16 protein-coding genes are annotated in these 24,815 nt (G+C 50.1%); 10 read left to right on the forward strand and 6 right to left on the reverse strand.

All coding sequences use genetic code 11. The features are described 5' to 3' along the window. Positions 1-6 precede the first annotated feature (6 nt). Positions 7-654 (reverse strand): membrane protein YczE, encoded by a 648-nt coding sequence (gene yczE, locus LEUMU_RS0105540; RefSeq protein ID WP_022951282.1) that lies wholly within the window; start codon positions 652-654, stop codon positions 7-9. A 265-nt stretch (positions 655-919) separates the two neighbouring features. Here yczE and LEUMU_RS0105545 point away from each other — a divergent pair, with 265 nt between their 5' ends. The 5 genes from LEUMU_RS0105545 (at position 920) to rsgA (ending at position 4,798) form a co-directional block, all read left to right on the forward strand. Then, entirely contained in the window at positions 920-1,339 is a 420-nt protein-coding gene (locus tag LEUMU_RS0105545; protein ID WP_022951283.1) for a BLUF domain-containing protein, read from the forward strand. A 12-nt stretch (positions 1,340-1,351) separates the two neighbouring features. Continuing rightward, on the forward strand, positions 1,352-2,065 hold the full coding sequence (locus LEUMU_RS0105550; RefSeq protein ID WP_022951284.1) for an RluA family pseudouridine synthase: 714 nt from the start codon (positions 1,352-1,354) through the stop codon (positions 2,063-2,065). Between the two features lie 134 nt (positions 2,066-2,199). Beyond that, the gene (locus tag LEUMU_RS24820; protein WP_022951285.1) at positions 2,200-2,910 is read left to right on the forward strand and encodes a tellurite resistance TerB family protein; all 711 of its coding nucleotides are present in this window, start codon (positions 2,200-2,202) and stop codon (positions 2,908-2,910) included. Next, on the forward strand, positions 2,907-3,701 hold the full coding sequence (locus tag LEUMU_RS0105560) for a pyrroline-5-carboxylate reductase family protein (protein WP_022951286.1): 795 nt from the start codon (positions 2,907-2,909) through the stop codon (positions 3,699-3,701). Before LEUMU_RS24820 ends, LEUMU_RS0105560 begins: the two co-directional genes overlap by 4 nt. Positions 3,702-3,730: 29 nt before the next feature. Next, positions 3,731-4,798, forward strand: coding sequence for a ribosome small subunit-dependent GTPase A (rsgA, locus tag LEUMU_RS0105565; RefSeq protein ID WP_022951287.1), 1,068 nt, complete (start codon positions 3,731-3,733; stop codon positions 4,796-4,798). A gap of 59 nt (positions 4,799-4,857) precedes the next feature. On the opposite strand, the gene LEUMU_RS0105570 is transcribed toward rsgA, so the two are convergent. Together LEUMU_RS0105570 and LEUMU_RS0105575 are read right to left on the reverse strand one after the other, a co-directional pair. Further along, entirely contained in the window at positions 4,858-6,093 is a 1,236-nt protein-coding gene (locus LEUMU_RS0105570; protein WP_022951288.1) for an NADH:flavin oxidoreductase/NADH oxidase family protein, read from the reverse strand. An 80-nt stretch (positions 6,094-6,173) separates the two neighbouring features. After that, positions 6,174-6,371: a hypothetical protein gene (locus LEUMU_RS0105575; RefSeq protein WP_022951289.1), complete on the reverse strand. Its 198-nt coding sequence runs from the start codon at positions 6,369-6,371 to the stop codon at positions 6,174-6,176. A gap of 235 nt (positions 6,372-6,606) precedes the next feature. On the opposite strand from LEUMU_RS0105575, the gene LEUMU_RS24825 reads away from it, so the two are divergent. Further along, a complete protein-coding gene (locus LEUMU_RS24825) occupies positions 6,607-9,795 on the forward strand; it encodes a DEAD/DEAH box helicase (protein WP_169446376.1) in 3,189 nt (1,062 codons plus the stop codon). On the opposite strand, the gene LEUMU_RS0105585 is transcribed toward LEUMU_RS24825, so the two are convergent. Together LEUMU_RS0105585 and LEUMU_RS0105590 are read right to left on the reverse strand one after the other, a co-directional pair. After that, complete coding sequence (locus tag LEUMU_RS0105585; protein ID WP_245570685.1) at positions 9,773-11,011, reverse strand: PQQ-dependent sugar dehydrogenase; 1,239 nt, start codon at positions 11,009-11,011, stop codon at positions 9,773-9,775. The genes LEUMU_RS24825 and LEUMU_RS0105585 overlap by 23 nt on opposite strands. Before the next feature lie 116 nt (positions 11,012-11,127). Then, positions 11,128-14,331, reverse strand: a complete 3,204-nt coding sequence (locus LEUMU_RS0105590; RefSeq protein WP_157474271.1) for a GEVED domain-containing protein — start codon at positions 14,329-14,331, stop codon at positions 11,128-11,130. A gap of 333 nt (positions 14,332-14,664) precedes the next feature. On the opposite strand from LEUMU_RS0105590, the gene LEUMU_RS24830 reads away from it, so the two are divergent. From LEUMU_RS24830 to LEUMU_RS0105610, 4 genes are all read left to right on the forward strand, one after another. Further along, the gene (locus tag LEUMU_RS24830) at positions 14,665-15,837 is read left to right on the forward strand and encodes a YHYH protein (protein ID WP_022951293.1); all 1,173 of its coding nucleotides are present in this window, start codon (positions 14,665-14,667) and stop codon (positions 15,835-15,837) included. A gap of 161 nt (positions 15,838-15,998) precedes the next feature. Next, on the forward strand, positions 15,999-16,880 hold the full coding sequence (locus LEUMU_RS0105600; RefSeq protein ID WP_022951294.1) for a DMT family transporter: 882 nt from the start codon (positions 15,999-16,001) through the stop codon (positions 16,878-16,880). 46 nt (positions 16,881-16,926) lie between these two features. Continuing rightward, entirely contained in the window at positions 16,927-17,415 is a 489-nt protein-coding gene (locus LEUMU_RS24835) for a GNAT family N-acetyltransferase (RefSeq protein WP_084708045.1), read from the forward strand. An 84-nt stretch (positions 17,416-17,499) separates the two neighbouring features. Then, on the forward strand, positions 17,500-18,174 hold the full coding sequence (locus LEUMU_RS0105610) for a spermine/spermidine synthase domain-containing protein (RefSeq protein WP_022951296.1): 675 nt from the start codon (positions 17,500-17,502) through the stop codon (positions 18,172-18,174). An 89-nt stretch (positions 18,175-18,263) separates the two neighbouring features. Here the strand turns inward: LEUMU_RS0105610 and LEUMU_RS0105615 are convergent, their stop codons facing one another. Continuing rightward, the gene (locus LEUMU_RS0105615) at positions 18,264-24,776 is read right to left on the reverse strand and encodes a CshA/CshB family fibrillar adhesin-related protein (RefSeq protein ID WP_169446379.1); all 6,513 of its coding nucleotides are present in this window, start codon (positions 24,774-24,776) and stop codon (positions 18,264-18,266) included. Positions 24,777-24,815: the final 39 nt, after the last annotated feature.

Raw genomic sequence — 24,815 nt, forward strand, 5'->3', positions numbered from 1 at the left:
TTGAAGCTATAAAAACCGCCGCACAAATAAAATCCCCAGGGCTACACTTGGTCCCACGCCAAAGGCAAATAGCAACGTACCAACGCCCACCACGCCGCCAAGGTACCAACCAATAGACACCACAGTCACTTCGATACCAATTCGAATATTAGCAATTGGAAAGCCGGTTTTAGCCTGCAATCCTTTCATTAACCAATCTCTGGGGCCAGCGCCAAGGTTGGCCGTGAGGTAAATTCCCGAGGCAATTCCAATAATTCCAACGCCAATCACCGATTGAAGCAGCTGCCAGAAAAGCGTTTCAGGGTGCGGCAGAAAGTCAATGGAGAAGTCGATCATAAAGGCTATAATCAGCGCATTTAAAATGGTGCCCATGCCTGGCTTTTGCTTTAGCGGTATCCACAAGGCAAGCACGGTAAAGCTGACTAGCATGGTGACGAAGCCAATACTCCAGTCAGTTTTTCCGGCGATGCCTTGAGCCAGCACGGTCCAAGGGCTAACGCCGGCGTTGCTGGTAATCAGCAAGGCTTCACCCAAACCAAATAACACCAATCCCAAGTTTAAGTAAAAGAAGCTCAGTAGCGTTGGTCGCAAGTTATAAGGCGAGGGTGAACTCCAGCTCAGGGTTGGGATTTCTTTAACGGAGAATATTTTCAATGTAGCGGCCAGCGTGAGGGATGGTTGGGAATCGTATGGTTAAACGTGTAGGGCTGTCAATCAAGTCGCCGGTGCTATGTATTCAAGCTGATCGGCCAGTGTGTTCGTGCGCTATCTTGGCAGTGGCTTAAAGACTGGCTTGCTTACTTTCGCTTAAAGTAGATAAACTCGGGCAACAAGCTTAAAATTAAGAAATAGGTTCACAATAAATTGTCCACTTTGAGATGAGAGTAGGCAGGTTTTATATATAAAAAGGTAATAACAAGTGATTCACTTAATCTACATAAGTACCGCAACAAGCTGGCCATCTGAAGAGGATTTAAAGGCATTATTGGAACACGCTCGCACTAATAATACCCGACGGAATATTACCGGTATGCTGTTGTATGACAATGCGGTTTACATCCAAGTGTTAGAGGGGGATAAGGAGGCGGTTGAGGAGGTTTACAATATCATTGTTAAAGACCCAAGAAATAACGGCCATGTGAAGCTTATCGAAGAAGAAATTACCGAGCGCGACTTTCCGGATTGGAGTATGGGCTTTAAGAATTTGGAGAGCTGCTCGCCAGATGAGCTGGAAGGATTTCATGATGCTTTTGGTGGAAGGTTGGATAAAGATTTCGCCGTTCAAAATACCTCGGCTGCGGTTAAGCTGTTAAAGCGCTTTTCACGAGGCGGCCAATAAAAGGAAGCTTTAATGCTTGATTCTAGAGAGCCAGTTCACAGCATCATTGATGATTTTCTGGCTCCGGTTTGTGATGGGTTTGTCGAGATTCTGTATCAGGATGATGACATCCTGTTGATCAATAAACCCAGTGGACTGCTGAGCTTGTCAGGTAAGAACCCACTCAATTGGGACTCAGTACATTACCGCTTAGTGCATGGCCAAGCGGGTGTGACGCCAGCATTCCCCGAGGCAAAATTACCCCACCGCCTGGATTTTGGTACTTCCGGTATTATGGTGGTGGGCTTGCACGCAGCGGCTTCAAAACACCTCAATCAACAGTTTCAGGCACGCAGCATTCAAAAGCGCTATACCGCCATGTTAGCGGGTTGGGTGGCTGACGATCAGGGGCAGATTAGCGCGCCAATTGCCAAGGATAGACTGCTATTTCCTCGGGTGAAGATTTGCCATGAGACAGGTAAAGCTGCGCTGAGTGACTACACGGTGTTAAGGCGGCTGGAACACCCGCGTCGGAGCTTGGTGCAATTTACGCCGCTCACCGGACGCACACATCAGCTACGCATTCACAGTTTGGAAATGGGTCACCCGATTTTAGGTTGCGATTTGTATCACAATGACATCAGCGAGCAGATGGCAGATCGCTTGTTATTGCATGCCAGTGATTTGTATTTTCAGCATCCTGCTAGCGATAAGCGAATTCATTGGCAATGTCCTTCCTCGGCTTAGCCGCGCAGCTTCGGTGATTTATCTTCGGGTATTACGAATTATTCATTCTGTTTAAGCGAATTTTTCGAGGCTTTGAATTGTCGTAAACTAATAATGATTTGAGAGTTTTTTATTTATTTTTGGAGCGTATGACCATGGTTGATGTAAACAAGCTGTTAGGTGCTTTTCTAAGTAGTGGCGCGGCAAGTGGTATGGCCGGAGGGCTGGCAGGTGGATTAGCGAGCAAGATGATCAGCAAAAAGTCGGCTAAAAAACTGGGCTCAAACGCGCTGAAACTTGGTGGCGTTGCCGCGATTGGAGCGTTGGCTTACACCGCTTACCGTCAGTACAACAATAATCAAGGCGCTGCTCAGCCGAATTCCCCGACGCCACCGCTTGCGCCCACACCCACGGCAACGCCTATTTCAGTCACGCCGGCTACCTTATCAGCAGCGCCCGCAGGCTCGGCCTTTATGCCAGCCATTGATGATCAGGCAGCGAATAATGAATTAGGCTTGCTATTAGTGCGCTCAATGATTGCCGTTGCCCGCGCCGATGGACGACTGGATGCTCAAGAGAGCCAAGCTATTTTCCAGAAGATTGAGTCGTTAGGTTTGGACAGTGAGAGCCAGAATTTGCTGGTGCAGGAAATGGGTCACCCGGTCGATATGGATGCGATTATTAATAGCGCCACCACACCCGAAGTCGCGGCAGAAATTTACATTGCCTCGTTATTGGCGGTCGATGTGGATACCGCCGCTGAGAAATCCTATCTGGCGATGCTCGCCGCGCGTTTGCAGTTACCACCAGCACTGGTCGCTGAGTTAGAAAATCAGGTGAATACACACAAGACGGTTGCTCAATGAGCGCCGTTCCTACGGTCGGTATTATCGGCGGAAGTGGCGCGCTAGGTAGTGCTATTGCGAAAGGATTACTGCGCAATGGCTACCTAACCCCCGAGCAACTGTGGATCTCTAACCGCTCGGGTAATGCCGCCGGATTTGATGAGAGTCCCGGTATTCACTTTACGAGTAGCAATCAAACGCTAGTCGATGCTTGCGATATTGTGATAGTCTCCGTGCCGCCGCACCTTGCGCCATCCATTGGTATCCATGCAGAGAACCGCTTGATTATTTCAGTGATGGCGGGTGTGTCTATCGAGCAGCTACAGCAGTTTAGTGGCTCTGACAGAGTTGTGCGTGCCATATCAAACCCCGCTGCTGATATTGGATTGGCTTACTCGCCTTGGTGCGTGAGTGCCGGCGTCACTGACCAAGACCGTGAATGGACGCGTAGTGTGTTTGGTGCTTTTGGGCAGACTGATGAAGTCCCCAATGAAGACCAGATTGACCATTTCACCGCACTGATCGGGCCAGTACCGGGCTTTGTGGCTTACTTTGCCGATTGCATGGTGGGCTATGCCGTGAAAAATGAGATCGACCCCAAGGTTGCAGAGCGGGCGATTCGTCAATTGTTTCATTCCAGTGGCGTGGTGCTTGCTGAGTCGGAGGCATCACCGACAGAACATGTTAATGCTATGATTGATTACGCTGGGACCACGGCAGCAGGACTTGAGGCGATGAAGGCATCACCGCTTGCGGACTTTGTCGAGCAAGGGCTGAAAGCGGCATACCTGAAAGCGAAAGATATTGGGTGATCAACACTCATTAACAGGAAAACAACATTATGATGAGTGAGCTGAAAAGCATCGGTTATAGCGAGTGGTTTGCAAGCCGAGTCGATGATCAAAAATTGGCTACTCATGCGGTTGCTCGGGTTATGTCTGTGCATAAAGATAGCTTCACCGTTACCAAGGGCGGGGACGAGGTATTCGCCGAGCTCTCTGGCAATCTGCTCTACAGCACTGACTCTGCCAGTGAGCTGCCGACCACGGGCGACTGGGTGTATGCCGATTTTTACGATGATGATACTCATGCCATTATCTATGGCGTGTTTCCCAGAAAGACACTGCTAAAGCGTAAGGCTGTCGGAAAGCTGGTTGATTATCAGTTGATTGCGGCAAATATTGATGTTGCCTTCATTATCCAATCCTTGAACGATAATTTTAATCTACGAAGATTGGAGCGCTATTTAGTGATGGCCAATGAAGCTGGTATCGAGCCGGTCATTCTATTGAGCAAATGCGATCTGATGCCAGAGGATGAGATCAGCGACATTAAGAACAAGGTGTTGGCAGTTGCGCCTAATGCAACCGTGATGGCATTTAGCAACTTAAACCAAGCGAGTATTGATTCAATTATCCAATCCTTAAAAAGCGAACTCACTTATTGCTTGCTGGGCTCTTCAGGCGTTGGGAAAACCACTTTGCTTAACAGCATTGTCGGCAAGGATGAGTTTGAAACCAAGGCAGTCAGTAAAATACAAAGCAAGGGCCGACACACCACCACTAGCCGTCAATTGGTGCGCTTAGAAAGTGGTGCGATGATTATAGATACTCCGGGAATGAGAGAGCTTGGGAGTGTGTCTGCCGATGAGGGCTTGGATGAAACCTTCTCAGAAATAGCGCCACTTTCACAGCAGTGCAAGTTTGCGAACTGTTCACACAGTAATGAAAAAGGCTGCGCGATGTTGGTGGCGATCAATGCGGGTGAGCTATCAGAGGAGCGCTATCAAAACTACTTAAAGATTAAAAGAGAGTCTGATTTTAACCAAATGTCCTACTCGGAAAAGCGCAAGAAGGACAAAGATTTTGGCAAGCTGATTAAATCAACGCTGAAAAACAAACAACGTTAAATTAGGTTAGTTCGCTGTTTAAGGCGCTAATTTCACGATGCTAGTGAAGCTTTGGGCGCTTATGCCCGACGCTTTTTAAACGCGTAGAAACCCGCTCCCAGCAGTGTTTTCGCAACTACGCTCCAAGCACTCAAATTGGCTTTCGGGTCTTTGCCGTTGGCAATCCGCGCAAGCTGCTGTTCGTACCAAGTAATACCAATCATAGCCATGGCATCCATTGCACGGCTACCCGTAGAGGGATTACTTAATGTCATGCTGTAGCGGTCATCGGCGAGTAGCTTATTCGGGAATTCAGTATCAATGGCAACGGTTCTGGCCAAGCCAACAAAATCAGTCGCGCCACTTTGCAGGGCTTCTAACATGGCTGGGCCACTTCGAAATCCGCCGGTCACCACTAATGGAGTATCCACCAGCTTGCGCACTTTTTCCATATAATCAAGGAAGTAGGCTTCACGATCGATCGTGCTTTGTTTCGCGCCTTTTCCCATCATGGAGGGGCTTTCATAGGTGCCGCCGGAGATCTCAATCAAGTTGATACCGGCATTCGCCAATGCCTGCACCACTTCCATCGAGTCATCTTCGCTGAAGCCGCCTTTCATAAAGTCAGCACTGTTTAGCTTGATGCCGATAGGGAAGTCGTCGCCCACTTGTTCACGAATGGCTTCATACACGGATAGCACAAAACGCATACGATTTTGCAGCGAGCCACCCCATTGATCATCCCGCGTATTATGGCGAGGTGATAAAAACTGACTGACCAGATAGCCATGCGCACCATGAATCTGCACGCCGGTAAATCCTGCATCTTTAGAGAGTCTGGCGCTGGTGGCAAATTGCTGGATGATCTCTAAAATCTCAGCTTCCAATAGCGCTCTTGGCGTATTGAAGCCTTTTTCAAGCCCTTTGCCCAGTGCAATAGCCGATGGCGAGACGGGTGTTTTGTTGAGAAAGCTCGGAATTTGTTTACCGGGGTGGTTGAGTTGCGTCCAGATCTGCGCGCCGTTTTGTTTTCCAGCTTCAGCCCAGCGTTTGAATATTTCAAGATCGCTGTGCTCATCCAATACCACATTTTTTGGCTCACCAAGTGCGGTGCGGCTAATCATGATATTGCCAGTCATCGACAAACCAATGCCACCGTTTGCCCAGCGTCCGTAAAGCGTCACCAATCCGTCTGTGGGGTGGTGGCCTTTAGTGCCGAGCTGCTCGCTCATGGCGGATTTGAATAGGCGGTTTTTGATGATTTGTCCGTTGCTCAGCGTGAAGCTGCTGGCTAAGGATAATGACGGCTGAGTCATGCGGGGGTACCTGGATTTTCGATGATCTTTCATGATCTTCTTTTTAAAATCCGTGCCGGAGGTTCTCTGGCACGAACTGATTACTTCGCTAAGTTTCTGATTTGCTCAGATAACTCTTTAATCTCTTTTTGCAGGGTGAGCACTGATACTTTAGAAATCTGTGCGCTACCAATTGACTGGGACTTACGAGTTTTCCAACCCTCAGTGCCTCGGCTTGAGCTTGCCAACTGGTTCTTCTTTTCCTGAATCAATCTCAGTAAATCGTCTTTCTGACTCATGGTATTACCTGATTAGTTTTCTTTTACCAAGCTGAAAAGTCATGATTTTTCTAACTTTTTATCTTGGGTTTACCCATTTAAAGAGCGCCGCAATCATACCACATCGTTGGTTTTTAAAATCACTTATTGTTTTTCAGTACGCGCCCGTTTTATGACAAACTAGGCGGCTTGTTTGCGCGCTAATCATTGGATGATTACTTGCAACACTTAACTCCCGTTTTCAATGGTTGATTCGATGTCCAAATCAGTTGCTAGCGCCTCACACAATTCAAGCCAGAGCCATGCAGACAATATCCTCGATGCGTGGACGGCGCTTGAAGCGCTCTCGCCACAAACCTACAAAGCACCCAAGGATTTACTGACTGCTGGTGGTTCGATTGTTTCCTTGGATACCGATCAAGAGCCATGGTTTCAACGTCAGGAGGCGCGCCCCAATACCGAGCTGTATTACATCGTTTACCTTGGCAGTGTCGACTTGGGGCGCGCCACTGAAAAGCTATTGTCTGTCTATCAGGATGATCGAATTGAGGGATCACGCAGCAGTGGTCAATCGGTACTGGGTTTGATCATACTCGATCAGTATGGCATTCCCGTGCCTGAAATGGGCTTGGCGCTGTCCAGTTTTGGCTGGGCTTATGGCCGAGCCTTGCACGGGAATTTGCATGAACTGAAGTCATGGGAAGCCTCAGAAGAAACGCTTAAAGAGGGGCTGGAGCAATTCATCTACCAGCAGGATGAGGAGGGCAATGCTTTACCGCTTACAGTGCTGGAAATCGAAGAGGCCTATGACTGGCTAGTTAAATATTGTGAGATTCCACTGGATGACTGCACCCCGCCAAGCTTTGCTATTCAGCAATATCAATCATCCAAAAAAGGTGCGCCGAGCCCTGCGATTATTAATAGCTTCTTGTTAGAGGATATCCAGCGAGCCAAGCACAGCATTCAATCTGGCACTGCCAATCCAGCCTTATGCGCGTATTTGGGCATTACCAAGCCCAAGCGCCAGCATGATTTGCTAAAGAGTAAAGCTCAGGTCGAGCGCGCCTTGCAGCCACAAAATATGCCACCGGGGCGCTGGCCTGGAAAAGGGCGTCATGCCTTGGTATTGCTCCAACAAGTCGCCGTCAACCTTGCCAGACAAGAGTTAAAAGACGGAGGCTTATTCTCGGTCAATGGCCCACCGGGCACCGGAAAAACAACGCTATTACGCGACATAGTTGCCTCGGTATTGGTTGATCGGGCGCTTGCACTGTCTGCCTTTGAAAATACCGATGATGCCTTCGAACATGCCGGAGAAATGAAGCTGGGTAATGGCTTTGTGCATCTCTATCGCCTCGATGAATCGCTGCGAGGACATGAAATCGTGGTGGCTTCCAGCAATAACAAAGCCGTTGAAAATATCAGTAAAGAGCTGCCACTGCGTGATCAAATTGCGGAAGATATTAAGGGCCTGAACTACTTTAAAACCATCAGTAATTCGCTGAGTGATGATAATCAAACCTGGGGAAATATTGCCGCTGCACTGGGCAATTCCACCAATCGAAATAACTTCACACAAAAAGCGTGGTGGGATGATGAGAGCGGGTTAAAAGCCTATTTTTACTCCATTACCAAACAGCTTGAGCTGGATCTTGGCGAGAGTGGCAAAAAGGTCGTGCCTAAAATTGTCGCAGAGTGCGATCCGCCTGCAAGTGATGAGGAGGCCAAGCAGCGCTGGGAGCGGGCACGTAAACGTTTTGCTACATCGATTAAAAAGTCGGAAGAAATCAGAGACAAGGCGCAAGCCGCTTATAAGGTGTACCAAAAAACAGGGACCTTACAAAAGAAAATAAACAAGCTACAAGCTCGGTGCGATGATCAAGCAATCCCCGTGGCTGAGGCGCAAGAAGTGAAGCAAACGCTCACTGCTGAGCTGCGTAAAATCAAAAGTCGTTACGATAAGGCTAGCAATCAAAAGCAGCAGTTTGAAGCACAAAAGCCAAATATTTTAAAACGTATCTTTGCGCGGGCGACTTGGTTGGAGTGGAAAGCTCAGCATCAGTTATTTGTCGATCATTTACAGGGTGTTCAAACGATTGCGCAGCGTGCCAAGGCGAAACGCGATGCCGCCGTTGAGGTTTATAAGCAGCAAGTGAGGCTACTGAGCGACTTACACAAAGCGTTGGAAGAGGCGAGAACTACCCAGCAAAACACACAGGTCGCTCAGCAAGGCGAAGAGGCTATTTGTGGTGGTAAGCTGGTCACTGCCGAGTTGTGGGCGCAAAGCCATAAGGCGCAGCAAACCTTTACCCCAAACTACACAGCCGAAGCCCAACGCATTCGCGATGATGTGTTCATTGCTGCTATCAAGCTGCATAAAGCATTTATCGATGCTTCCGCCAAGCAAGTGCGTCAAAATCTGAGTGCGTATTTTTACTGCCTTGGAAGTGGACGTTTGCCGGAGGATAAAAAGGAATTGCTGCCTCACCTCTGGTCAACCGCGTTTCTGCTTACGCCGGTTATCTCAACGGCCTTTGCTTCGGTTGGGCGTATGTTTAAAGACTTGCCGGATGAAAGTATTGGCTGGTTGCTGATTGATGAGGCGGGTCAAGCCACACCACAGGCGGCAGTAGGTGCCATCGCCAGAGCAAAGCGTGTGATGTCAGTTGGTGACCCGTTACAGATCGAGCCAGTTTCTCCCTTGCCAGCTGCTTTGGTTGAGAGCTTATCCAAACACTTAGGCGTCGAGTCTAATCAGTGGATGGCTCCCAATGCGTCGGTGCAAACACTCTCTGATAATGCCAATCCTTATGGTGCGGCCATCGCGCGTGATCTCAGTAAAATCCGCATTGGCGCGCCGCTCTTGGTACACCGGCGCTGTGAAGATCCTATGTTTAGTATCGTTAACCGCATGGCCTATAACGGCCTGATGGTGCATGCCACGCCGCCTAAAGAGTCCGCGATGACCTCATTTTTTAATGCAAAGGCGAAGTGGTTCGATATACGGGGCAGCGTTGAGGATAAATGGTGTGAGGCAGAGGGTGAGCAGGTTACTACCATGCTGCTGAGCGCCTTTGAAACCTTTGGCGCTGAGGCCGATATTTTCGTGATTTCACCCTTTCGAATCGTGGCGGAGCGTATGCGCGGGCTAATCCGGCAACAAAAAAAGCGTTTAACCGCTTATGGCATTAATGACCCTGAGTCCTGGATTCAGCAGAATATCGGCACCGTACACACCTTTCAGGGCAAGGAAGCGCAAACGGTGATTCTGTTGTTAGGCGCGCCAAGTCCCGAGCAACAGGGCGCAAGAGCTTGGGCGACGGCGAGTGTCAATTTATTGAATGTGGCAGTCTCCCGAGCCAAGCAAAATTTCTATGTGGTTGGCAATCGGGAGCGCTGGGCTGAGTTAGGCCATATGAAGATTATCGCTGAATTCGCCAAATGATATTGCCGACATCATCAGCCACTAAAACGCCACCTCGCCTATCAACAGATACCCCAACCGGACGGCCCAGTGCTTTATCATCAGCACTGATAAAGCCGGTTAAAATATCCTGCGGTAAGCCTTGCGGTTTGCCATTCACAAACGGCACAAACACGACTTTATAACCACTGCGCGGCTGGCGATTCCATGAGCCATGTAAACCAATAAAGGCCCCATTTTTATACTTCTCTGGCAATAGCGAGCCGGTATAAAACGCTAAGCCCAATGCCGCAGTGTGGGCACCTAAGGCATAGTCCGGTGCTTTGGCTTTAGCCACTAAATTGGGGCGCTGTGGAGTAACTCGGGTATCGACGCGCTGACCGTAATAGCTGTATGGCCAGCCATAAAAGTCTCCGTCATTCACCGAGGTCATATAGTCCGGCACCAGATCATTCCCCAGCTCATCGCGCTCATTCACCGTGGTCCATAGCTCACCACTTTGAGGCTGCCATGCCAAGCCATTGGGATTACGCAGGCCCGAGGCGAACACGCGAGTCTGGCCGCTGGCCGTATCAACTTCCAGTACCGCTGCGCGCTTCACTTCGTTCTCCATGCCATTTTCAGCAATATTGCTATTGGAGCCGATGGTGACGTATAGCTTTTTATCGGTGCCATCACGACTGGCGATGACGTTTTTAGTCCAGTGATGATTGATTGGGCCAGCGGGTAAATCAGCGACTTTAACCGCGGGCGCGGTGATTTTAGTATCGCCACGTTGATAGGGGAAACGCACCAGCGCATCGGTATTGGCGACATATAGTGTGTTGCCTACTAACTCCATACCAAAGGGTGAATTCAGGCCTTCCAGAAAGGCGGTGCGCGTTTCAGCGACGCCATCCCCATCGGCATCGCGCAATAAGCTAATGCGGTTGGCACTCGGTACACCAGCGCCAGCGGTTTTCATCGCCTGACCCATCGCCCAGCCTCTAAAGCTGAACTTGCCTTTGGGCTTAGCCGGCTTATTACTCTCCGCCACCAACACATCGCCATTGGGTAATACATACATCCAGCGCGGGTGATCGAGTCCACTGGCAAAGGCTTGTACGGTTAAACCCTCAGCGGCAATCGGTTTGAGGTCGCCAGCCCAGCCTTTGGCAGGGGCTATATTCACGGTTGGGATTATCGAGGTGCGTGGTGCGGGGAGTGTGGGGTCGGTTCCCATCCCTGCGCTGCTCATGAGTGCGGGACCGCTGCAGCCCCATAAGGTTGCCAGCGATACGCTGCAAATTAGGGATGTGCGTAATCTCATTGTCATAGTCGATTTACTCAGTGAGTTGTTTTAGGCCCTGCGCCTTAGTGATCGACTGTAACACGATAGCTGACATAGCCCATTAAGCCCCCAGCGAATTTACCGGTAAAGTGCCAGTGTAGTTGCTGTTGATTGGTTGCTATATTTTCATCGCAAATCATATCCAACGGCGTGACATCACAACTCATGCTACTGGCATCCAGCTCGGTGTAATCGGGCACCATGTCATCCAGTGAGAGATCTGTGATTGGGCCGGTGCCGGTATTTTTATAGTAAATTCTATATTCCAGAATATTGCCGGGAGCCGCTTGGTTGATGGTTTCTGTTTCGCTGGTGCCTTGTGTGATATTTTGCACTGTTTTGCGAAGCTCTAAGCGTGAAGCCCCAACCGCCGGAGTGACAGGCGTCGCCGCGACGGCTTCTTGTGCGGGTGTGGGTTCAGTTGCGGGAGTATAGGGCGTTGTGGGTGTGGCCGCTTGTTCGGGCTGGCTTTCAGTGGCATCTGTTGCCTCGACTTCAGGAGTCGCTGGCAGCGCAGGTGCCTGTACTTGCGTGGCAGTGGTGAGGTCGCGGACTTTGGATTCCTGTACACCAGCGAAGGCATTCCCATAGTCCAGCGTGGAAGTAATAGACTGTTGATAACGATCATTGGCCGCAACATTAGCTGGCGCATACACTTTATTGATAAAACACAGCGCACCTTCAGCTTCAAGACTCACCGGATCACTCACCCAAATCAAGCGATTACTTCGGGAACCACTCATGGGAACAGCGCCTTCAGTGCCATTTAGCTTGCCATCACAGTTGCTATCCGGATACAGCAGACTGCTCCAGCCAGTGCTTACACTATTACTAAACTGGCTGGTCAAAGTCACCACGCCTTTAGCGGGCGTCGTAAATTTGTGAGCATAAAACACCACATTACCGGGGAGGATCTGGCCAGTGTTATTGGGGGTTAATCTGGGTGGTTTAATTTCACCAAAGTCTTGCCCACTAATATCGCTATCAGCCTCATTTAAAATGGGGCGTACATTATCCGTGGTCGACAGATAGCCACCGGGGTTTTTGGCAAAATCAGGGCCGCATTGTTTGGGAGTGGGTACGGTTTCTTTAGAGGCTTGGTAGAGCTGATAACTACCCGCAGCCACTTTATCAAATTGATAATAGCCATCCCCATTGGTTTTGGTGCTCACGCATTGCTGAGTTTGTGTGTCATACAGCACGATGGGCAGCTGCGTTACGCCGACTTCACCGTTGTCATTGCCGTCATTGCTGGCATTCACATTGATATCGCGAAACACCCGACCACTAACGCTCACGCCTGCGCTTACAATGCTAATCGGGTAGCTCTCTACCTCACCATCGCTCGCCGAGCCAGTCGCTTGTTGATTGCTGATTGGGTCAGTGGTCAGTCTTACTTGCAGGTAGCTATCACCGATCTGACTACCTTGCGGAATATTGGACCACGTTAGCGTCACTGAGCCATTATTGGTACCGGTTGGCACAGGGCTCATGGCGGCTTCATCTGGGTCAAAAATGCCATTGCCATCAAAGTCGATCCAAGCAATAAGGTTGGCGGTGTCACCCGTGTTATTGGTGGCTGTGACATCAATGCTGTAGTTACGGTCCTGACTCGTTAGCACGGGTAGCGTGGCAACCCCATTATCATCTGCGTCATCGGCGGGCGTTGAGTTTTCTGCATCAGGCACTGCCGAGCCTAAATATAAGTTATCTGAAATGCCGTGTGAGGCTTCCCCATAGCTGGTGGGACAACTGCCAAAATCACAGCGCCCTCCGGCAGAGATGACGGTGACATCCGCTTCACCAATGCCTATGCCGAGTAGGCGCAATAGTGGGTCGACCAGCTGGGTGAGCACGGTATGCAGAATTGGTGATAGGGCGTCATTAACAATCGTGGTCAGGCTGCTCGTGACGGTATCCAGCAGTCCTGAAACTAAGGTATCCAACAGGCCCAAATTACTGCTGAATGAGATAGTCAGATCATTAACCAGATCGCTGATCAGCACATTGGCAAAGTCGGCACTGCTGTCGACCGTTTTGGTTTGTGGATAAGGGCCGGAAAATACCAGCAAATCGGCAAAGGGCGCTTCACCTTTGGCGGCAGCGCGCGCCAGAATATCCGTTTGAATATTGGCGAGTGGAATGGCGACCGCGCTAAGCGGTAAAGTTTGCTTTATTTGTAAGTCGAGCGTACCAATCACTCCCGGCAGCACATCAACGTCGGGGTCGATAATATGGGTGCGGTTGAAGAACAGGTTATCCGCAATGCTACCTAGGTAGATATCTACCAAGCCTGGTGTTGCCTGAACGGTAACAGTGTTTGCGATCGCATCAATGGCCATCAAAGTGCCTTCTGCACGGGCGACTTCAACGTATAAATCGATATCGGCCAGCTTAATATCAGCTGTTACATCCAAGCCTGCAAGACTACTTAGCTGACCAGTAATCGCGCTCACCATGGCGCTACTGTCTGGCGATAAATCGATAAGATCTAAATTCAATTTGGAGCGTATAACTGCAGTATGGAATGTAGTGCCCACCGGGCCACAGGTGTAAATGGGTGGCTCTACGATTTGCAAATACAGCTCGACGCCATTCACAATGCCATCTAAACCCAGCGGGCTCAGTGCACTGGTATCCAATGCAACGGGCGCGGGCGTGGTGAGCACATTCTTGTAGTTATACAGTTGAATCAAGCCGGTCAGCAAATTCAAAGCGTTTAAATCGGTGTCGGCTAGAGTGCCTTGTTGGAGGTCTATCTTGAGTAAATCGCCAAGCTTAATGGTATCGCTAAGGCCGGCGAGTGGGAGTAAACCTAAGGCGGTGACTAAGTCATTATTCCCATCGGATTGCGCCACATTTTTAGCGGCACTAATCAGCTGCATCAAGCTGGCATCTGCAAATAAGACCTGATCCGTGCCGGAAACGGTTAAGTCAGACTCCAGAATGCTCAAGTACTTCAGCAGGTTGATGTCGCCACCGGCCAAGGCTTTCCAGTCCATCATATCCAACGCAATATTGGAGCCTAACAACCCCGAAAACAGGGGATTGAGTAGGGCGCTTTGCTGGGTATCTAAGCTGGCCAGCCGTGGGCCTACTTGCAGACAGGCACCCGCTTCACAGCCTGCAGCGATCGCATTTCCTGACCATGTAAACATCACCACGCTAATAAATGCCAGCAATGGGAGCGTGAGAATGGCAGCGGTTATCCTTTTTATATTAAGCATATTAACGACGATTCACCCTTTTATTTAAATGAATTTTTTTATGTGATTAGGACGATTTTCGTTTCTTTCTTATTGACCATATTATCAGTGTAAAAGTGACATGAAACTGAATGAGAGTTGTTCTCATTCATATTTAATAATTGCCGCTTGCATAGCCTCGTAGCGGGTTTATTAAGCTGAATGGTAGGGCGCGATTAAGCTAGCGATTCACAATGAGCAGTTTGTGTGGAGATTGCGTAAATCGGGTAAAGCCAGCTGCTGTTACTCCTCCTGAAATGATATAAATCACTCATTAATTCAACGCATGAATATTCAATGACAGGAGATTGTTCAGTGAACAAAAATGATAAAGCACGTTGCATGAAAAGCGCCTTGGCACTTGCACTGGTTGCGACTTTTGGTAGCGCTCAGGCGGCGGTCGATACCAGCCTCATCAGTAAAGATGCCTTGGTAAAAGCCCCAGAAACCGTTGATTGCGAATTGGAAAATGGCGACGCTGCGCAATGTGCCAAACTGGTCGTGAAGTACTTGCCGGATAATTTAAAGATCGGCCCATTTTGTCCGGATACGGTCAAAGAAGCAGGCGGTATTTGGCAGTGGGATGGTGACAAGCCCGGCCTTTACCGTTTGAATGAAGAATTCCTGACCATGCTGCATGATCAGGGTTATGAGTTTTACGATGCCGATGGCAAAGTCAGCATTACCGATGTGCGCACCAGTAGACCTCAAGGCAAAAACTCTTGCCTGTCGGCCTCGGTTGATACCTCTGTTGAAATGACGGTACTGCTGCCACTTAATCCTGTGAAAGCAGAAAAAGCTAGCAGCTTGGGTACGGTGGCTAAAGTGGGTTTAGCGCTGGATGGCGTGCCGATCTTTGCGGATGCTCCTTCTGTGCTGCAAACCGGTCACATGCCCGCATTGGATGTGTGCGGCGGTCATATTGATCCCGGCGGTTGGTATCACTGGCACGCCACCGCAACAGATATCAATAATATATTTGGCGCGAAACAAGTTGATGCCAACTGTGCGCTAGCGCAAAAGGCCGATGCGTTGTTTGCCTATGCTTTTGATGGCTTCCCTATGTATGGCAGTGTGGATAACGATGGCAAAGTGCCCACTGATCTGGATGAGTGTAATGGCCATGTCGGCCCGACCGCTCACAGCAGCGAAGCCACTTACCACTACCACGCTTCGTTGAACTTCCCGAACTTGCCGGGTTGCCTAAGTGGCGTCACGGTGAAAAACAACTTCTCCACCAATGCCAAGCAGGGAATTGGTACGGCGGGTGGCCCCAGTGGTCCAAATGCGGCACCAGGTGGGCATAATCAAGGCTTGCCACCGGGCTTTGATAAAGCGGCTGAAGTACTCGGCGTATCATACGAAGACTTAAGCGCTGCAATTATCAACAATGGTGGTCGTGATCTGGACCTAGCCGCTGCCGCTAAAGCATTAGGTGTAACTGAGGCTGCACTAAAAGCGGCACTACCTCGCCCTCCAGGGCATTAATCGTATCGTTTGAAAGCTGGAGTGAGTGATGCGCAGGGTTATTGTAGCGTTAGTAATCGCGCGCACTCGCTTCATTGAAATCACTTGGATTCAACGGCAATCGGTGCGACTATCTGCAAGCTAAAGGTTGCTGAGGGAGTAGCCTCTCACAGGCCTTCTTTATGCAGAACAACAACGCACGTCTCGGCATCATCCTGATGCTCTCCGCCACGCTTGTCTTTGCAATACAAGACGGCCTCTCGCGGCAATTAGCCGACAAATACAATGTCATGACCGTGGTGGTGATTCGCTACTGGTTCTTTGCGGCCTTTGTGGTGGCTTGGAGTTATTTCCAGGGCCACGGTGTTCGCAAAGTCGCGCAGACCGCGCATCCTATCTTACAAGCCCTGCGCGGCATGCTACTAGTAGCTGAAATCTGTGTTGCGATCACTGCCTACACCGTGATTGGGCTTATCGAAACACATGCAGTATTTGCCTGTTACCCTCTTATCGTGATTGCCCTATCGGGACCACTATTGGGTGAGTCAGTTGGCTGGCGGCGCTGGTTGGCCGTCGCGGTTGGCTTCATTGGCGTGGTGATCATCCTCCGGCCGGGTAGTGATGTGTTTAGCCTGCAAGCGTTGGTACCACTGCTTGCCGCCGTGATGTTTGCGATTTACAGTTTGCTCACGCGCTACGTTGCCCGCAAAGATCGCGCGATGACCAGTTTGTTTTGGACTGGTATTAGCGGGGTGGTCGGCATCTCCCTTATCGCACCCTTTTATTGGACGCCGATGGTGGGCACGGATTGGTGGTGGATGGCGGCGCTGTGCATCACAGGCGTGTTAGGGCATTTCTTATTGATCAAAGCGTTGGAAGTTGCCGATGCAGGGTCCACCCAGCCGTTCGCCTATTTTCACTTGGTATTCGTGTCAGTGATTGGTTTGTTTATATTTGGTGAGTCGCTGGATCTAATGATTGTAGTCGGTGCATCCATTATCGTTGCATCCGGCTTGTTCACCATTTGGCGGGCCCACGTGAACCGCCATGCACAGAAGTCTTAAATATCACTAGAATGATGACATTAAACTAGCTAAGGGCTAATCCGAAATGAGTAGTAATGATATGAAAACCACCGAAGCAGACGGTGATGTAGCAGCAGAAGTCGAGCTAGTCCCGTATTCCGATTCGTTTCTAAAAGCGTTGGTGAGATTGTGGCGTGATAGCTTTGAAGAAGCGGTTGGCATTATTGACCCGCATCCGATTGAAGATCAGAAGCAGTATTTCATTGATGAAATCTTACCAAATACCGATGTGTTGGTCGCAGTGATCGGTCGAAAAGTGGTGGGTTTCATTGCTGCATCGCGTGACTCGATTGATGAGATTTATGTACATACCGAGCACCAAGGGCAGGGTATCGGCTCGAAATTACTGAGTTGGGCGCAAGAGAAATCCAACGGTAAGCTTGAGCTGTACACTTTTGAGCGTAATAAAAAATCACAGCAATTTTACGAGAGCAAAGGCTTTAAAGTCACTGAAAGAAATAAGACTGAGGCTTGGATGCTGGATGATATTAAGTATGAGTGGGTACGTGCTTAATTGGAGTGAGTGAGGCTAATTGCTGCGCAATGCAACAAAACGCGTTAAGCTCACTCCGTTTCCCATCTACTGAACGGTTAACACATGATCCCATGGACTTTACTAGGCACCGCCGAAATCCCCAATAACGGCGGTGAGCTTCGACTCACGCAGCGCGACAATGAGTTTTCAATTCACCTAAAAGGTGTGCGCGGCGAGTTGATGAATAGTCGGGTTCGTAGCTCCGAACAAGCGCTGGCCGACCTAGGCTGTGCGCCAATCAAAAAGCTGGAGAATGCCAAGGTGTTAGTCGGCGGCTTAGGTATGGGCTTTACGCTGGAAGCAGCGCTTAAGGCAACGACCGCGAGCTCCCAAGTGATTGTCGCAGAGCTAGTGCCTGAAGTGGTGGAGTGGAATAAAGGCCCATTAGGTGAGTGTGCCAATATGCCGCTGAATAACCCGCGTACCAAAGTGCATGTGGGTGATGTGGCGGTGCTGTTTAAAGCGCGCAAGCCAACTTACCATGCGGTGTTATTGGATGTGGACAATGGGCCGGAAGGCTTTACCCATGCGGATAATGACAGCCTGTATTCGATTAAAAGTTTGCGGGCTATTCGCGATACCCTACACCCCGGTGGAATTTTGGCGATTTGGTCAGCTTGGGATGATCCTAAGTTTTCTAATCAGCTGAAAAAAGCGGGTTATAAAGTGCGGACTGAAATGGTTCGGGCGCACAAGGGGAAGGGGAGTCGTCATACTATTTATTTGGGGGGTAAGTGAGAGGCTGCTAGCGAATAGAGCTTCAAAACTCGAACTTACAAACACATTTTAGACGACTAGCCCCGTGGACAATTTGTGACTTCAAAGGGTCAATCATCAATTGTTATCTGATAACTGACTGAGCTTTTGGCCCCACCAATGAGTGGGCCAGTAAATACCCATTCTATAAATTGACTGCCACCGGATAGATTGATGCTGCAGCCCATTCCACTAAGTGTTACTCCACAGCTGGGGCTACCCTTCAAGCTGGTATAGTCTGGTACTGTATCGTTAATGACCAAGTCTGTGACAGGGCCGGTGCCTGAGTTACTGTAATACACTCGGTACTCCAGTGTATTACCGGGCTCTGCCGAGTTGACTGTGCTGGTTTCAGCGGTTCCCTGAGTAATATTCTTAACCGTTTTGCGCAGCTCTAAACGTGAAGGGCCAACCGCCGGAGTCACTGGCGTGGCAGCCACTGGCGCTTGTGCCGGTGCTTCCGGAATTTCGGGAATGTAGGGTGTGGTTGGTGTGGCTGCTACAGGTGCTTGCACGGGTGTAACCGGCTCGGCAACGACCTCTGGGGTGGCTGATAGGGCAGGTGCCTGAACTTGTTTGGCAGTGGTCGCATCGCGTACTTTCAGCGCCAAATCACCCGCAATCGCGTTGCCATAGTCAAAGTCAGCGGTGATATTTTGGATGTACTGGTCATTGGCAGCCACATTAGACGGCGCATAGACTTTATTGATCAGACAAACGGTATCATTCGCGTTAACTGCCAGCGAACTGGTTCCTAACGGCAAACTCCCATCACTTTGATTAAGGGTACCATCGCAGTTTGCATCGCGGTAAATAATGGATGACCAACCGCTGCTGCGATTCGTACTGGATACGCTGGTAACGCTCACACTACCGGTTGCGGGAGTAGAGAACTTATGCGCATAAAACAACACATTGCCCGGTAAAATCTGACCGCTGTTATCCGGCTCAAATACCGGTAACTTCACATCCCCAAAGTCTTGTCCGGTAATGTCACTTGTAGTCACGGTAAACTCATCGCGAGCATTGTTGGTTGTAGAGCGATAGCTACTCGGGTCTTTAGCATTGGCAGGGCCACATTGGCCAGGAGTCGGCACACTTTCCCGTGAGGCTTCATACACCTGATAAGTACCAGGGGCCACATCCTTAAACGCATAGTTGCCCGAGCCATCAGTTCGGGTACTTACACACACGTTATTTGCTTTGTCATAAAGCACAACTGGCAGCTGAGTGACTCCGATTTCGCCACTATCATTGATCGCATCGACATTCGCATCATTAAATACCCGACCACTGACACTAACACCCGCGGTCGTAATGTTGATGAGATAATCCTCAATCTCACCATCCCGTTTAGCACCGCCAGGTTCCCGATTGCTCAAGCTGTCGGTGGTTAAACGCAAGCGTAAATAGCTAGTACCGGTTTGAATGTCGACCGGAATATTAGACCAGTTGAGGGTATAGCTGGCGTTGCTACTACCGGCAGCAATAGTTCGGATGGCTGCTTCATCAGCATCCAGCGTGCCGTTTTTATCAAAGTCAATCCAACCGACCAAGGTCGCAGGGTTAGCGGTGTCATTGCTGGCACTCACAGTCGTACTAAAGCTGCGGTCGGAGCTGGTGAGGGTAGGTAGGCTACTAATGCCGTCTTCATCAGCGCCATCGCCGTTGGCATCAGCTGAAGGCTGGCCATCGCTGTCAGTATCCGGTGTATTTGTTCCAAGGTGGACACCATTAATAATGCCGTGCTGCGGGCCTGTCGCGGCCTTCGTGGTCAAATAGGTGTTGGGTGCATCGCCATAGTCTTGTGGAATACAGCTTACAAAGCCCACATTCGCCGAGCCTGCATAGGTTTGGTAAGTAACTCGAATATCCGTTAACCCCGCAACTGGCCAAACATAAGCTTCTTGATCATTATTCGGGCCGTCCGACAGTGTCACCAGTTGCTGACCGGCAGCATCCCAGGCAGCAAACAGACTTGGGTTATTCCAGGCAACATCATTTGCATTCAGCTCGGTGGTACTCTGAGTTTCCCAGAGACTAGGAGCTGGCAAAGATCCCAAGCTATTATTGGAGAAGGTGATTGACTCATTGGTCGCATCAATATCTCGCACCACCATGTAGGTGTTAGCCGGTAATGGGGTATCAAATCCAATATTAGCGATGGTTGAACCTGTGCCACTTAGGTCATCTGGATGATTTAAGCCCAGCGCATAACCCGGAGAGCCGAAGCGATTAATGAAATTGCTTTCGGTAAAAACGCTTGCTGAGGTCGAGGTCCACTTGTCATTGCTACCGGTCATTGTGGTGCTAAAGCCCAGAGTGGCATTAAGACCTCGATCGGCCCAATTGACATTCCAGTTCGCCGCTGGATAAGCCGGTTGGCCCGCCAGATTTAGCCAATTCAACTCGCCATTACAAGCGCCCGGTGCGGTACCCGGTGCTTGCAGTACGATTGGGTAGTCTTCCACTTCACCATCGCTTGCGGTACCGGTGGCGGTTGACACTTCATCGGTATCCGAACCTATCCGTAGGCGAGCATAGGTGCTGCCGGTACTTAAGCCGGAGAGGCCCGTCCAATTGAGTGTCACATTGCCGGAGCTGTTACATTGGGTTGGATAGTCGGTATTTCGCTCACCGGCATCAAACTGATTATTTTGATTGAAGTCTACCCAGCCAGCGACGTAAGCCCCCTGATCGCTACAGGCTAACTTCAAGCGATAGCTCGACTGACTAGTCCAGACTGCGGGTAGTTTTTCATAAGCATCTTCGTCATCACTACCATTCAGGTCATCCCCCGCACCATCGCTACCACCGTTAGCCGCATGTTGAATCTGTGGCTCGTGATCGGGTGCCACATCGCCTAAGTAGACGACGGGAGTGTCGGGAATTTTATGAGCGGCTTCGCCATAGCTGGCAGGTGCATCGCCGTAATCATAAGGCTCGGCGCAGATGACAAATTCAATGCCATCGGCACCCGCTCCCTCAACGCCCACACCATTAAGGTCAAGGCTGAGGCTATTAAAGGTGCCATTAACTTGTACTGACCCCATCGCGGTATAGAGCGTGCTATCAGTACCTGAGGCACCAGTCACACCCGTATCCTGCATGGTCTCGTTAGGTGTGCGCTGAATGCTATTGCTGGTCACTTCAAAGTGCGTGGTCCCTGCCAAACGGGTAAAGCTGGCGCTGGCATTCGCCGCATTGGGCGTAATAATCGAGGAGTTACTCAAGCCCTGAGGGCTGGCTGCGGTACTGGAGCCGTATCCCCCTTGGCGATCAATATGCAGAATCGGATTTTTTACCGGAACAGCAAAGCTAAACGTTAAGGTGCCCGTTGCATCATCATCCGCCGCATTGGCTAAGCGGCCATCTTCGGGTGCCGTATCCCAGGTGAAGACGGTGCTTAAGGAGGGTGAACCATTGAGCGCTGCAAAGCTAAAATTACCGGAGGTATTTAACGCATCATTGGGCGCAAATGACCAAGCAGCTCCGGCCTCCGCGGTGGTGCTGGCAGAAATCGCAACGCCTTGACTGGTTGTGGTGTTATAAACGCCACCATCTAAGGTCCAGGTATTACTACAATACGCAATTGCGGGTGCAGTCGGGGTCGTTGCGGTATTGGCAATGGTGACTTGGTAGTCTTCGACTTCACCGTCACTCGCCGCCCCCGTTGGCTCGGTTAATGCTGCATCACTACTAAAGCGGAAGCGGGCATAAGTGGTACCAAGGTTGGCGGCTATCGGTATGCGGGCGCTGACTATCAGGGTTTCATCAGTGCCGGCGACACCATTGGCAATCAGCTCATTGCTGTTATTACCAAACACGCCATTGGCATCCCAATCGATCCATGCATACAGCTTACCGCTGCCTGTAACGGGAATGTATAAGGTAGTGCTGTCTTCAGGTTTCAGACTGGTGCCCTGAAGGCCTGTGGTTAATGCCGCATCGGTAAACACACCATCGTCATTGGCATCATCACTGGCATCGCCATTAGTGGTTTTTGAAGCCGTTTCAACATCGGGTGCCGTCCCAAGATAGGTTACTCCATCCGTCCCATGATAAGCATCCCCATAACCTGGCGCATCGCCATAATCATTAGCGAGAATGGTCACTACATAATCTTCAACCTCACCATTCGAAGCAGACCCTGCAGAGCGCTCATCGATTGTTGTTGTGCCAGTATCATCAGTCAAGGTGTCGGAGGTAAAACGGAACCGGGCAAAGGTTGTCCCTGCCGTCATGGTACCTAATGTTGTCCAACTGAGCTTAGTGGCGGGGTCATTGGCTATGGTTGTGCTGGTATATTCAATGCTGGCATATTCTGTACTTTCAAACGCACCATTTTTATTAAAGTCAATCCACCCATGCAATGTACCTGTGCCTGAAGTCGTAATATTACTACCAGGTAATTCATAGCTCGTCGCCCCAACAGATAATATCGGGAAGGCGGAGATACCATCTTCATCATCGGTACCGGCAAGGTCATCGCCAGTGGCCGCTGCTCCGCTGTAAGAGGATGGCTCAGCATCTGCACGCGTCGAACCCAGGTAAGTTTCGTCACCGTAGGTTATGGTCGCTAAGGTTAAGTCAGCGGCTACGGTCGCGGTCGTTGGTTGCGAGCCTCCTGTCGCACTCGGTCGTAGGTAGTGCGAAGCCGTTGTAGAGATTGGGCTATCACCATAATCGAAAGGCAGCATCACCCCAAACCCAGTCGCACTAATCCCCCGTGCGCCAATATCAATATTAATAGTTGTCGCCCCTCGTGACATCGCAACGACCGTACCACCACCTGGATGATCCGGGTCACTTAAAGTGAGCGTATGAGCACCAGTCCCGCCTCCAAACGCTGCTTTAATAGAGCCACTGGCGTCCAGAGTCTGAAATGAATCACCATTGGCGGTGATTGTAGTGACCTCTTGGGCATCAAGGTCTTCCATATCTGCGATCACGATATCAGATGGAATCGTTACCCCATTGAGCGTGGTCGTGAAGCTAACATCAAAGTTCGCATCGATACGTAATTGATTAGCTAAACCAACCGGGTTCACACCGCCGTAGTAATCATCGAAGAAATCACCAGACCAATCTCCGGAGTTATAAGGACTAATGTCTTGTGTAATATTTGAAACCGTTGCAGTGACCGTTAGGCCATTGCCAACCTCCCAACTCTTAGTGATGGTATCCCCTGCCAGGAACTTCGTCTCTCCCCCACAAGACCAGTCAAGCCAGAAAATCTCATTGAGATACAAGCCAGCGCCGGAGGTCGCATAGCCTGAGCCGCCAGCAGAGCCAACTTCCGTACCACAGTTAATAGATTCAGGGGCCCGTGCCACAGTCACGGCATAATCTTCAACCTCACCGTTGCTCGCTAAACCAGTACTGGCAACATCACTCTCACTAGACCAGCGGAAACGGGCGTAAGTGGTACCAGTAAATCCACCTAGCGCCGGGGTGACTGTAAAGGCAATCTTACCCGGTGTTAGATCAATATCTCCAAGGCCATTATCTGTTACGTTTGTTAATAGCTGCTCGACAGGGTCATTAAAATCGCCATCGCCGTTCCAATCGATCCAGCCCTGTAACTTGCCACCAGTGCCAGCTACTGTCACTTCAATGATATTAGCTACTCCCAGAGTCAGCGGGGGAATGACCACGCCATCTTCATCATCAGAGTCAGCCAGATCATCTCCATCTGCGGTAGCTGTTGCCTGATTTGAAAGCTCTGCATCCGGTTCACCGGCACCTAGATACATACCTGAAACGATGGTATGGCTGGCTTCACCATAAGTATTGCTATCTGTCCCATTAGGTGCGGTACCACTGATTGGTGCATCTGAAAAATCAATGGGCGGTGCTAAGCTGCCACATAAAACGATCTCAATGCCATCAGCCCCTCCACCTTCCGTACCTATTCCGGTTAGTGAAAAGTCCAACTGCGAATGGATGCCTTCTACCATCACAGAGCCAGCAGCCGTTCCAGCGGCCGGGTCAAGGCTTGATTCAAAAGAGCTTGCTGAGTTCAGAGCAGAAGTGGTATCTCGAAAAATCCGATTACCGACAGTACGAAAATGTGGTGCACCTGCCAGTCGGGTGATACTGGCTCCAGGGGTTGTTAACAGCCACTCCGATGAGTTTGCTGCGGGTAAACTAATCAGGCCTCCGGTGCCACCAAATCGATCGAAATGAATAACAGGATTGAGTATGGGGCCAGATGTAAAGTCAAGCCTTACCGTGCCATTAGCCGCATTTGCACCGGCGGCATCTGAAGCGCTTGTGGTTGAAGTATCCCAATAGTAAGCCGTGCTGAATGAGGTTTGCCCCCGGGCGCTACTTTCACTAAATGTGTTAATCGTATTCAATGCACCATTCGTTGATCCAGACCAGCTCGCACCACTGCTGGCCCCAAGTGTGATTGTCGCATTCATTCCACCACTGGTCGAGGCACTCCAAACGTTACCCGAACCACTCCAGCTTCCGGTAAAAGCGGTACATGACTGCGTGCCCGTTGGTGCTTCAGTATGCGATGTTGCTGGGAATGTGAAGCTGCTATTCCCGCCAGATAAATGGGTTCCGTTACCCACTTCAACCCCGTCGGATATCACAGTAACTGATGGTCTGGC

This window comes from Leucothrix mucor DSM 2157, assembly GCF_000419525.1.
Lineage (GTDB): Bacteria > Pseudomonadota > Gammaproteobacteria > Thiotrichales > Thiotrichaceae > Leucothrix > Leucothrix mucor.

Excerpts from the sequence above, each read along its gene's own strand:
- LEUMU_RS0105600 (WP_022951294.1), top strand. The coding sequence starts at position 15,999 with ATGCAGAACAACAACGCACGTCTCGGCATCATCCTGATGCTCTCCGCC.
- LEUMU_RS24835 (WP_084708045.1), top strand. The coding sequence starts at position 16,927 with ATGAGTAGTAATGATATGAAAACCACCGAAGCAGACGGTGATGTAGCA.
- LEUMU_RS0105550 (WP_022951284.1), top strand. The coding sequence starts at position 1,352 with ATGCTTGATTCTAGAGAGCCAGTTCACAGCATCATTGATGATTTTCTG.
- LEUMU_RS0105610 (WP_022951296.1), top strand. The coding sequence starts at position 17,500 with ATGATCCCATGGACTTTACTAGGCACCGCCGAAATCCCCAATAACGGC.
- LEUMU_RS0105585 (WP_245570685.1), bottom strand. The coding sequence starts at position 11,011 with ATGAGCAGCGCAGGGATGGGAACCGACCCCACACTCCCCGCACCACGC.
- rsgA (WP_022951287.1), top strand. The coding sequence starts at position 3,731 with ATGATGAGTGAGCTGAAAAGCATCGGTTATAGCGAGTGGTTTGCAAGC.
- LEUMU_RS0105575 (WP_022951289.1), bottom strand. The coding sequence starts at position 6,371 with ATGAGTCAGAAAGACGATTTACTGAGATTGATTCAGGAAAAGAAGAAC.
- LEUMU_RS0105570 (WP_022951288.1), bottom strand. The coding sequence starts at position 6,093 with ATGACTCAGCCGTCATTATCCTTAGCCAGCAGCTTCACGCTGAGCAAC.
- LEUMU_RS0105590 (WP_157474271.1), bottom strand. The coding sequence starts at position 14,331 with ATGCTTAATATAAAAAGGATAACCGCTGCCATTCTCACGCTCCCATTG.
- LEUMU_RS24820 (WP_022951285.1), top strand. The coding sequence starts at position 2,200 with ATGGTTGATGTAAACAAGCTGTTAGGTGCTTTTCTAAGTAGTGGCGCG.
- LEUMU_RS24825 (WP_169446376.1), top strand. The coding sequence starts at position 6,607 with ATGTCCAAATCAGTTGCTAGCGCCTCACACAATTCAAGCCAGAGCCAT.
- LEUMU_RS0105560 (WP_022951286.1), top strand. The coding sequence starts at position 2,907 with ATGAGCGCCGTTCCTACGGTCGGTATTATCGGCGGAAGTGGCGCGCTA.